Origin of the sequence: Rhodococcus sp. LB1 (assembly GCF_001583455.1) — a bacterium.
In the GTDB taxonomy this organism is placed as follows: Bacteria; Actinomycetota; Actinomycetes; order Mycobacteriales; family Mycobacteriaceae; genus Rhodococcus_F; species Rhodococcus_F opacus.
Genome location: NZ_LTCZ01000312.1, coordinates 1 through 11229 on the forward strand (window position 1 = coordinate 1; position 11229 = coordinate 11229).

Annotated in this window: 6 protein-coding genes and 1 pseudogene; 2 read left to right on the forward strand and 5 right to left on the reverse strand. The window is 67.2% G+C overall.

All coding sequences use genetic code 11. From position 1 onward, the window contains the following. The first annotated feature begins 57 nt into the window (after positions 1-57). The gene (locus AZG88_RS32085) at positions 58-4245 is read left to right on the forward strand and encodes an amino acid adenylation domain-containing protein (protein ID WP_231914274.1); all 4188 of its coding nucleotides are present in this window, start codon (positions 58-60) and stop codon (positions 4243-4245) included. Between the two features lie 9 nt (positions 4246-4254). Here the strand turns inward: AZG88_RS32085 and AZG88_RS32090 are convergent, their stop codons facing one another. The 3 genes from AZG88_RS32090 to AZG88_RS32100 all read right to left on the reverse strand — a co-directional run bounded on the left by AZG88_RS32090 (position 4255) and on the right by AZG88_RS32100 (position 8617). Continuing rightward, positions 4255-5730: a dynamin family protein gene (locus AZG88_RS32090; protein ID WP_061700159.1), complete on the reverse strand. Its 1476-nt coding sequence runs from the start codon at positions 5728-5730 to the stop codon at positions 4255-4257. After that, entirely contained in the window at positions 5727-7415 is a 1689-nt protein-coding gene (locus AZG88_RS32095) for an Isoniazid-inducible protein iniA (RefSeq protein ID WP_061700160.1), read from the reverse strand. Before AZG88_RS32095 ends, AZG88_RS32090 begins: the two co-directional genes overlap by 4 nt. 89 nt (positions 7416-7504) lie before the next feature. Beyond that, positions 7505-8617: a hypothetical protein gene (locus AZG88_RS32100; RefSeq protein WP_061700161.1), complete on the reverse strand. Its 1113-nt coding sequence runs from the start codon at positions 8615-8617 to the stop codon at positions 7505-7507. Between the two features lie 225 nt (positions 8618-8842). On the opposite strand from AZG88_RS32100, the gene AZG88_RS32105 reads away from it, so the two are divergent. After that, positions 8843-10345, forward strand: coding sequence for an Hsp70 family protein (locus AZG88_RS32105; RefSeq protein ID WP_231914275.1), 1503 nt, complete (start codon positions 8843-8845; stop codon positions 10343-10345). Position 10346: 1 nt separating this feature from the next. Here the strand turns inward: AZG88_RS32105 and AZG88_RS32110 are convergent, their stop codons facing one another. Beyond that, positions 10347-10691 carry a hypothetical protein gene (locus AZG88_RS32110; RefSeq protein WP_063819690.1) on the reverse strand — a complete coding sequence of 115 codons (345 nt, stop codon included), beginning with the start codon at positions 10689-10691 and terminating at the stop codon, positions 10347-10349. 94 nt (positions 10692-10785) lie between these two features. Next, positions 10786-11229 (reverse strand): annotated as a pseudogene (locus tag AZG88_RS54470) (Fe-S oxidoreductase); the annotation flags it as partial.

Sequence of the window (11229 nt, forward strand, 5' to 3'; positions counted from 1 at the left end):
GCGCCGTCGTTCGTCGTCCGGGAGTTTCGGGCGCCGACTACGCCGGTCGAGGAGGTCGTGGCGGGTATTTTCGCGGAGGTGCTGGGGCTCGAGCGGGTCGGTCTGGACGACGATTTCTTTGCGTTGGGCGGTAATTCGTTGGTTGCGACGCAGGTGGTGTCCCGGTTGGGTGCGGCGTTGGACACCCGTGTGCCGGTTCGGGTGATCTTCGAGGCGTCGACGGTGGCGGCGCTGGCGGTGCGGGCCGAGCAGCATGCCGGTGAGGGTGGGCGGCCGGCGTTGACCCGTCGGGTGCGGCCGGCGCGGATTCCGTTGTCGTTGGCGCAGCAGCGGATGTGGTTCCTCAACCAGTTCGACCCGGAGTCGGCGGCATACAACATTCCGCTTGTGGTCCGCCTGTCCGGTGAACTGGATGTGGCAGCGATACAGGCTTCGGTGCGCGACGTGTTTGCTCGGCACGAGGCCTTGCGGACGGTGTTCCCGGACTCGGCCCAGGGGCCGGCACAGCGCATCGTGCATGCGTCGAGAGTGTCGATGGACCTGACGCCGATTCCGGTCGCGGACGAGGAAGAGCTGCGGATGCGGGTGGCCGCATTGCTCACGGCGGGCTTCGAGGTCACGGAATCGGTGCCGGTGCGCGGGGCGCTGTACCGGATGTCGAAGTCCGAGCACGTCTTGGCGGTGGTGGTGCACCATATCTGCGCGGACGGTTTCTCGACCGGGCCGATGGGCCGAGACGTGTTGGTGGCATATGCCGCCCGGCACGCAGGGCACGAGCCGTCCTGGACGCCGTTGCCGGTGCAGTATGCGGATTACGCGTTGTGGCAGCGGGAGGTGCTGGGTTCGGAGGACGATCCGGGATCGTTGATGTCGCAGCAGATCGCGTACTGGTTGGGTGCGTTGTCGGGGCTGCCGGATGCGCTGGCGTTACCTACCGACCGGCCACGCCCGGCGGTTCGGTCGGGCCTCGGTTCCAGCGTGGATTTCACCGTGCCGGCGGCAACGGTGGCGCGTCTCGTGTCGCTGGCGCGAGAGGCGGGTGCGACGCCGTTCATGGTGGTGCATGCGGCGTTAGCGGTGCTCTTGGCGAGGCTGAGTGGGGCCACCGATATCGCGATCGGGTCGCCGATCGCGGGCCGTGGTGATGCGGCGTTGGACGATCTGGTGGGCATGTTCGTCAATACGTTGGTGTTGCGGGCGCAGTACGAGCCGGACGAATCGTTCGCGGAGCTACTGGGGCGGATCCGCGATGCCGATCTCGAGGCGTTCTCTCGGGCGGACGTTCCGTTCGAACGATTGGTGGAAAAGCTGAATCCGATTCGGTCTCAGTCGTTCTCTCCGTTGTTCCAGGTGATGTTGGCGTTTCAGAACTTCAGTCGGCCGGCGGTGCAGCTTCCGGAATTGACGGTCTCGCCGGTGGAGGTCGATCGGCAAGCGGTGCAGTTCGACCTGTCGATGACTGTGGGTGAGTCGGCAGATGGCGGCGGTGGATTCGTGGGGAGGCTGTCCTACGCGACGGATGTGTTCGACGGCGCGACGGTGCGCGAGATCGCGCGCAGGTTCGTGCGAATTCTCGAAGCGGTGGTGGATGATCCGATGATGCCGGTGGGCGACATCTCGATCGTCGAAGAGAACGAGCGGCGTCAGATGCTGCGCGAGTGGAACATCACGGGACACGACGTCCCGGATGGACTGCTGCTCGACGGATTCGATGCGCAGGTGGCCCGAACACCGGACGCGGTGGCAATCGTGTACGACAACGAGTCGCTGTCGTATGCCGAGTTCTCTGCTCGGGTGAACCGATTGGCTCGAAGATTGATCGACGAGGGTGTACGACCGGAGTCGTTGGTGGCATTGGGGATGCGCCGGTCGCTGGAGTTGGTGACAGGAATCTACGCGGTGCTCCGAACGGGTGCTGCATTCGTGCCGTTGGACCCTGATCAACCCCCGGCACGCAACGACTACATCCTGGAAACCACAGGACCCGTCTGCGTCCTGTCCACCTCCCGAGACGGATTCGACACGTCCCGGAATCGAGTGCTGAACGTTGACGCCCTCGATTTGTCGGTGTATTCGTCCGAGCCGGTTGGGGAGTCCGAAGTCGTGACGCCCGCACGGCCGGAAAATCTGGCGTACGTGATCTTTACATCTGGATCGACCGGGCGGCCCAAAGGGGTTTCGGTCAGCCACCGCGCGATTGTCAATCAAATGTCCTGGTTGGCAGCCGAATACGAGCTCGGCGACTCCGATGTCGTGGTGCAGAAGACGCCGGTGACGTTCGACGTGTCGATGTGGGAACTACTGGTTCCGCTGGCCGTCGGTGCCCGGATGATCGTCGCGCGTCCAGACGGTCATCGGGATCCGGACTATCTGCTGTCACTGATGCAAGACTCCGGTGTTACCGTGGCCGCGTTCGTACCGTCGATGCTGGCGGCGCTCCTGGCCGATCCGGAGGCGTGTCTACCGGATTCGTTGCGGTGTGTTTTTGCCGGTGGGGAAGAATTGCCGGTGGAGTTGTCTGCGCGATGTGCGTCGCGGTCGAAGGCTCGTCTCGACAACAAGTACGGTCCCACGGAATATGCGGTCACCGCGACGTCCCACCGATGCGACGGACTCGAGCGGGAATCGGTCCCGATTGGTGAACCTGTTTGGAACACCACCGCACTGGTCTTGGATCGACGTCTCCACCCGGTGCCCATCGGGGTCGAAGGAGAGCTGTATCTGGCAGGAGTGCAGCTGTCTCGCGGCTATCATCGCCGCCAGGGGCTGACGGCGGAGCGATTCGTGGCCGATCCGTTCGGGGCAGCAGGGACGCGTCTCTATCGCACGGGGGACGTGGTCAAGTGGAACCCACGCGGACAGCTGATGTATCTGGGTCGGCTGGACTCTCAGGTGAAGGTGCGCGGGCTGCGTATCGAGCTCGGCGAGATCGAGACCGCGCTGGTGGCGCAGCAGACGATCGTGCAGGCCGTTGTGATCGTGCACGACGGCGAGTTCGGTCAGCAGCTGGTCGGGTACGTGGTCCCCGCAGGCGGTCGGTTGATCGACGTGGAATCGGTCCGTGCCACGGCCGGCAGGTCGCTGCCCCAGTACATGGTGCCGGATGTGCTGATGGTACTCGACGAATTGCCTCTGACCGCGAGCGGCAAGCTGGATCGGAACGCATTGCCTGCCCCGGCGTTCACGAAGCGGGAGTTCCGGGGGCCGACGACGCGCGTCGAGCGAATCGTGACCTCGGCGTTCACCGACATTCTCGGTGTCGAACAGGTGGGGCTGGATGACGACTTCTTCGCGTTGGGCGGCAATTCCCTGGTCGCGCCCAGGATCGTCGCCCGATTGAAGAAGGACCTGAGTGCGGCAGTTCCGTTGCAGTGGCTGTTCACGGATCCCGGCGTCGAAGGATTGGCCGCTCGGATCGAGAACGGAGCCACGGGTCCGGTGGAGGAAGGGTTCGGGCCGCTGCTTCGGATCCGAGCGGACGGTGAAGAGGGCACGCCGCTGTTCTGTATCCATCCCATCGTCGGACTGTCGTGGTGCTACTCGGGTCTACGTCAGTACCTCGACCCTGATCTGCCGATCTACGGCATACAGAGTCCGTCGATTCTCGAGGACAGCTATCTTCCGGAGTCTCTCGATGAACTTGCGGACCGGTACGTCCGTGAGATCCGCCAGATCCGACCATCCGGTCCGTACCGATTGCTCGGCTGGTCACTCGGCGGTGTCATCGCGCATGCGATCGCGGTCCGGATTCAGGCAGCCGGCGAGGGTGTGGAATTGCTGGCCATGATGGACAGCTTCGCCGGTCCGACGGCGGTCGAGGAAGGGTCGCCCACGGAGGTCTCGGTGCGTGAGTTGCTGGGTGGGTTCGGTATCGAAGAGACAGCAGTCGAGCGCATCTCCGACCCGAGCCTCGGTGGTGTCGCTGTCGCGCTGGCCGAAATGTCCGGGCACTCCGTAGAGCACACCGAAAAGGTCGTGAGGCGGCTCGTGTCGGCGGCGGACCGAAACTCGAGATTGATGTCGGAGTACCGGCCTGCATGCTTCGACGGAGACATTGTGTTCTTCACCGCGGCGGCCGACGATGCCACCGGCGGGAGGGCGGCCCGCGGATGGGAGAACGCGGTCACGGGGGTGGTGCACAACCACGCCGTGGCTGTCACGCATTGGCAGATGACGTCACCCGACGCTCTCGCCGTCGTCGGCCCGATCGTGAACCAGGCCCTGAGAGAGCAATCGACATCGTGAGCGAACAGGTCAGGCGAGTCGCCCGACGCTGAGCGTCAGCGCGCCGAGCATGGCCTCGCAGGACCGCGCCGCGCACGCACACGCCTGAACCGTCGCGGTGTCGATGGCCGGGCGTCCCGCCTGGGACCGCCAGAACCGCAGGGCCGTCAGCGCGACGCGCGAGATCTGCTCCGGGGCGGCGTCGGCGGGCATGCCGAGGCGGATGTGCGGCGACATGCCCTCGCCGCCGAGCACCCGCTCGAGGAGCACGACATCCGCGTCCCGCAACTGCAGACCGCCGGTGCGCAGCCCCGACAACACCCGTAACTCACGGAACACATGGGTGTCCGCGAGCAGCCGATCGGCCGCTCTGCTCAGGCTGCGGCTCGCCGACGACGGTGTCCGGGCCAGCACGGCCTTCAGCGATCTGAGCGCCGAGTGTGCCTTCAGTTCGGTGCTGCGCTGACCGAACTGCAGATGCAGTGTGCGGCGAAGGTCCTCGAGACCACTGTGCGCCGTCAGCTCACGGGCCAGTGCCGGGGCGTCGGTCGTGCCCGCGCGAATCAGCCTGACCGCGAACCGGATACCGAACAGACCGAAACAGTCGAGAAGGTCGCGTCGTTGCCGGGGCGACAGCACGAGATCGGCGTCCTCGGCGGTGAACCGTCTGACCGAACGCAGCGCGGACTCGAGTGCGCTGTCCGGAACCGCAGCGAGGACGGCGAGGTCGTCGAACTCGGTCTGACGCAGCGTGCGGCCGCGGAGCGCGAGAAGTCCCGACACGGGGAGCAGGCTCCGTTGCACCCGGCGACCCGCGTCGTCCGCGGCGGCCCGGGCCGCATCGAGGGTGCGTTCGCGACCGCCCTTCACCTCGTCGGCCCGCGACAGCACACCGACGATGCCGAGCGGACCGGCGGCCGTGCCGACCCGGGTCTGCAACTGGTCGAGCAACCGCACGTCCGCCCCGTCGGTACCTCGGGTCAGGTAGACGACGGCGTCGACGTCGCATGGCCTGTCCTCGGGAAGGAGCAGCGCCCGGGTGCGCGCCGACACGTCCCGCGAGTTCGACGACGTTCCGGGAGTGTCGACGAGCGTGAACTCGCCGAGCAGCGCCGACGGCCACCCCACCTGCAGCCGCTCCACCCGATCCGCGGTCACCGTCCCCAGATCCAGCGAGAGCCTGCCCTCGTCCCGGTGCACGGGCAGTCGCGTCCGCCGTCCGGCATCGTGGGTGAGATCGATCCGTGGCGTGGCGGACTGCTCGAACCACGTGACCACCCGGGTGCACTCGGTGGCGTCGGTGGGCGCGATCTCCTCACCGACGAGGGCGTTGAGCAGCGTCGACTTCCCGGCCTTCAGTGTGCCGGTGAGGGCCACGCGGAGCGGCTCCTCGAGGCGTGCGCCGCAGTGCCGGAGTTCCTCGACGGTGGCGGGGTCGCTGCGCAGTTCGTGCCGGGCGGCATCGATCAGCTGGCGGGTCTGCGAACCCAGGCGAGTGACGCTCATGCCGCCACCTGCCCCGCGAATCCGACGGCCTGCGTTCGGATCTGCCGCAGCGTGTCGAGCTCCGTGCGGATCTGCGACGACCGCGTCGCACGGTGGTCGTCGTGCATCTTCGACGTGTCCGTCGCCGCGCGGAGCGAATCGTCGACGGATCGGAGCATCTCGTTGGCGAGGTCGGTGAAATGGTCGCGCAGGACGCGCTGCACCTCGCGCAGCCGCTGCTTCGACTCCTTGCCCACCTGGAAGATCACGTCGTCCATCAACCTCGACACCGCCACCTTCGCCTCCGCCTGTCTGCGGGCGGTACGCGCCTTCCGATCCTCGCGATACGTGTTGGCGCCGAGCAGAACTCCCGCGCCGATCGAGAAGGGATTCACCAGTGCCAGGCCTGCGAGGCTCGTGACGAGGCCGACCATCAGCACGCCACCGTACGACCCGCGCATGCTGGAGAGGACGCGCTGTGTGAAACCCTGCGCGCTCTCGAGGGATTCGAGGGTGTTGACGGGTTCGAGCACATGATCTACGTTGTCGATGCGCAGCGCGGGAACCGGGACCTTGCCGTCCTCGGCGAAACGCTGTGCGACCGAGAGTGCGAGGGCCTGCGAACGGGTGTGGGCCATCACGAAGTTGTCCCGCACACACGTCGCGATCTCGCCGTCGAGCCAGGAACCGAACTCCTGCCATCGCGGTGCCGGGTCGGACTTGCCGATGTCCTCCTCCGCCGCGCGGATGACGGTGCGCAGACGATGACGCAGGTCGTGCTCGATGTCCGTCATCAACTCGATCGCGCCGTCGGCCAGCGTGTACTGCCAGTTCGCGGATCGCTGCCGGAGCTGATCGGCCGCCGCACGGGCTCGGGTCATCTGTTCGAGCAGTGCGGCGCCACGCTGAGGATCGCGCAGCGCATCCAGTTCGGCGCTCAGCGACAACGACAGATGGTCGGTGACGGTGCGAACATCGGCGATCACCGAATTGCGGAGCACGACATCCGCTTGTGCGACGACCTGATTGCGCAGATAGTCGACCAGCTGTGGGATGCCGGATTCGACGTCGAGTGCGTCGTCGCCGGCCTCGCGGGCGTCCGCGTGCATCAGTGCGGACACCGGCAGCAGCGGCAGAGGTAGGTCCGCATTCTGCAGGTGGGTGCGGTTGGCCTTCTGGATGTCTGCCCACTGCGGATAGAAATCGATCTTGTTGACGACGCAGATCACCACCGGGCACAGCTTGTGCACCTGCGTGAGCAGAGCGATCTCGGGTTCGGTGTATTCCTGGCTCGCATCGGAGACGAACAGCACCGCGTCGGCAGTGGGGACGAGTGCGAGGGTGTCTGCGGCACGGGCGGGGGCGTGACCGGAGAATCCGGGCGCGTCGACCAGCACAACCGGCCCGTACTCGACGACCACCGGCTCGTGCCGGGACTGCGCCGTCGCCGACACGTCCGCGTCGACGAGCGCACCTGCCACCGAACTGACACCCTTGTCGGTCAGGCCGAGCACCACGACCCGCGTCCGCGGATCCGCGAGACGAGCCTCGGTGTGCGACAGCCGGGTCAGGAGATCTCCGCGACCCGCAGTTCGGGTGAGTGCCGCGAGCCGCGCCAGCAGCGCCGCCATCGACGCGGTGGTCTCGGCAGGAAGATTCGGGCTCGAAGGGGTGGTGACGGCTGGGGATTCGGGGGTGGCGTTCATGATCTCCGCAAGAGTGGGTGACGGACGTTCGGGAGAGGGAAGTGGCGGGCCCGCGTGCAGGGGAGTCGGGCGGGCCCGCCACGTCGAGGTCAGAACACCTGCTGGTCGACGGTCGTCGCAGTCAGGCTCTGATCGTGGGTGTCGACAGTGGTACCGGAATCGGCCGTCAACCCCGACGAGAGGCTCGTCGCGCTCGTCGCGTCGAGTGACGTGCCGGTGTCGAGCGCGGTGCTCGAGTCGTATGCGGTGGCGGAGTCGTACGAGGTCGGCGCGGCGTCGGTCGTACTCGTGAGGTCGGTCGTGGTGGTGTCCGTTGTCGTGGTGTCGTTGCCGAGACCCGTGTTCGAGGTCGTGTGATCCGCCGACGAAAGATCGCTGGTCGCCGCGGTGCTGGTGACGGCCGTGGAAGGGGTGGTCTCCTGGGACTGGCCGTGGTCCGCGGCCGGTGCCGTCGCGTTCTGCGTGGCGGAGTCGGACGCAGTCGCCGCTTCTCGCGTGCCCTCGTCGGCAGAGATCGATGTGGCATCCGAATTCCGCGTATTCTGCTGATCCGCAACCTGATTCTGATTCTGCGCGGACGTCGCCGACACGGAAGTCGGTTCCGCGTTGGTCTGCCGAATCGTCGTGTCGAGGGGCTGCGACGTCACCCTCTCATCGGAGTGTGTCGACACCGGGGTCGTCGTGATCGGCTGCGTCGCGACCGGGCTGCCCTGAGTGAACGCGGGCTGGGTTGCGGAAGCGCCGGCCTGGTTCATCGGCGACTCGCCGCGGCCGCTGTTTCCGAATGAAGTCGACGGGCCGGCCTGTGCGGTCTCGTGGCCCGCTCCCGCGGCCCCAGCATTGTGGGCGTCGGTGCGTCCGTCGTGGTCAGAGGCGGCGGTGCTGTTGAGGTGGGTTTGGTCGGCGGTGTCGTGGCCGGCGTTCTCGGACCCGCGATCGCTGTTGTCGCGGGGTGAATCGTGGCGGGACTCGTCGGCCGGCTGCGAATTCTGCTGCGGCGCACCATGCTGAGAAGATTCTCCGCCGGTGGGGCTCGCAGGGTGGAGGTCGCGCAGGAGCCCGTCGAGTCCGTTGCGCAGAAGGTCCGCCGCGTGGGGTGCGCCGCCCAGGTCGGGCTGCGGTGCCTGCACGTCGATTGTGGTGTGCGGGCCGGGGACGTCGTGATCGAGGACGGCCGATGGGTGGATTTCGCTTCTCGTCATGAGTGCTCCTTCATCTCGGGTTTGCCCCTTCGAGGCGACTGCCGACGACGTTATGGGCCGTTCCTGGGAAGACCATGGGAGGACGCTGCACCTTCCCTAGGGGCGCGCGAAGCCACGTACACAGGAACATCGCAGGAAGCACACAGCGGTCGGCACAGGAAGGCGGTCTAGCGTTTCGATCGGCGGGAAAGGCACCTGCTGTCACCACGGAACGGAGATCACGACATGCGGACATCGATGGGGATCAGTATGGGTTCCGACTCGTTCGTGTCCGCACAGATGCACGGTGAATGGCCGACGCACCAGGCGGACGACGGATTCACGGTGGTGCGGCACTCGGCCGAACTCGCGCTGTCGTCGAGCAGCGCACCCACCCTCGGCCCGCACCGCAGCGGACCGCTTCCGCAGGGCAGCATCGTGTTTCGTGACTTCATCGACAGGGTCGGCGATCCCGTTCCGGTGATCGGCGACGACGGGACCCGGACCCCGGCCGTGCAGCTGGTGACCACCGCGCTCGACTGCCTCATTCGTGGCCGCACCCCGGTGCCCGGCCATGTGGTGGTCGCGGCTCCCGCAGCCTGGTCGGGATACGCCGTCGAGGAACTCGAGGACGAGATCCGACGATGGGGCCTCTTGCAGAATCGCACCCTCACGGTGATCCCCGAAACCAGTGCGGCACTGACATGGATCTCCCGGGTCGAGAAACTCGACGAATTCTCGACACTGCTGCTGTGCGACGTCGGAGCCCATTCCCTCGACCTGACCCTGGCCACGAGGCGCGGCGCTGATTTCGGTGTGGTCCGATCGACGCGGAGCACCGACTTCAGCGGAGACCACGCAGACCGGCTGCTGATGGGACATGTGGTCGCGCTCATCCAGAACGCGAACCCGGACTTCGACGTCGACGATCCTGCCCACCGCGGCGCGCTGACCGAACTCGCCGCCCGCTGCCGGAGTGCAAAAGAGCGGTTGTCGCAGGACACCTCTGCCGTGGTGACCGTCGCGCTTCCCGATATCCGACGTCAGATACGCGTCATGCGTTCCGAATTCGAGGATGTCATCCGCGGATCACTCACCCGGGCCGCGAACACGGTGGCACGTGAACTCGTAAGCCTCGACGAGACCGGCACCCCAGTCGACGCCGTCGTCCTCCTCGGCGGCGGAGCGGCGGTCCCGCTCGTGACGGAGCTGCTCTCGACGGCCGTGAACGTCCCACTCGTCGTCTCATCCGAGCCGGCGACGGCGTCCGCCCGCGGCGCGGCGGTCATCGCCGAACGGGCATCGCTCGAACAATCGGGTTCCCGGGTGATGTCGGCACCGGGACCGCGGGTGAAACCACCGGCGGCGCCACGACCGATCGTGGCGGCAGCGTCGTCGCCCCCGTCTGCATCGGCCGAGGCGCCGACCCGACGCGTCGCGCCGACCAGTGTGCCGGTGAGGAAGACACAGAAGTCCGGTATCCGGGGATGGATGGTTGCGGCAAGCGCCGCCGCGCTCGTCCTCCTCGGCGCAGGAGCGGCGGCAACCCTACTGGTCGGCCGGGACGACACGCCCTCGGCAACGACCACCACAACCTCGTCCGTCGAACAGGCCTCGTCCGCCGACGAGACTGCGCAGGACGACACTTCACAGGACGGCACCGTGCAGGAGTACACCGTGCAGAACCCGGCACCCGCCCAGCCGATGGGCGGCGGAACGCCGGGCCGCGGCGGCGCCGGACCACGGTAGTTCAGACCTCGGTGAGAGCGCCAGCCGACAGTGAGGCGTAGATGAGCATGAACACGAACAACATCCAGCCCGCTCCCTGCCAGACCTGCCACCGGCCACCGGCCCGCCACACCCGGTAGGTCTGCACGAAAGCTCCGACCCCGCCCACGAGCAGCAACGCGGGTGGGCCGAAGACAAGGACGTACTTTTCTCCGCCGGCACACTCCATCATCGACTCGGCGCAGTCACCGGACCCGATCGACATCCACGCGACCGAGAGGAGCGCAACGACCACTGCACCGCCCATGACCGCCACCGTGTACTTGGCGGCGCGGCGAAAAGTGAGATCGGCGCCCGAAGTCATCATGTCGGAGGTTACGCCGTGCGCAACGCGGGCCGTCACGGAAAACAGCAGCGCCCCCACCGTGATCGGTGGGGGCGCTGCTGTTCACTGCTGTCGGCTAGCTCTTCCGGCCAGGGGCCTTCGCGCCCGCCTTGAAACCGAGTCCGCCAGGCTTGGCCGGCGGCGGAGCCTTCACCGTTTCCGGTGCCTTGCCGTTGGATCCGTCGCCGTTCGACTCCTCGACCTTCGGAGCCGCGGTCTCGGTTGCCTCGGCCTTCGGTGCTTCAGCTGCGGGAGCCTCGGCCGCGGGTGCTTCGGCCTTCGGAGCTGCGGCCTTGGGGGCCGCGGCCTTGCGGGCTCCGGGAGCCTTGGCGCCGCTCTTGAAACCGAGCCCACCGGCCTTCGCCACCGGGGGAGCCTTCGGCGCCTCGGCAGCGGGGGCCTCCGAAGTGGAGGACGTGTCGGCGACCTGCGGTTCGGAAGCCGGGGGCTCGGCAGCCTGGGGTTCGGCGACTGCCGGCTCGGCGGGAGCGTCCGCGGGAGCGGCCTTCGCGCCGGGAGC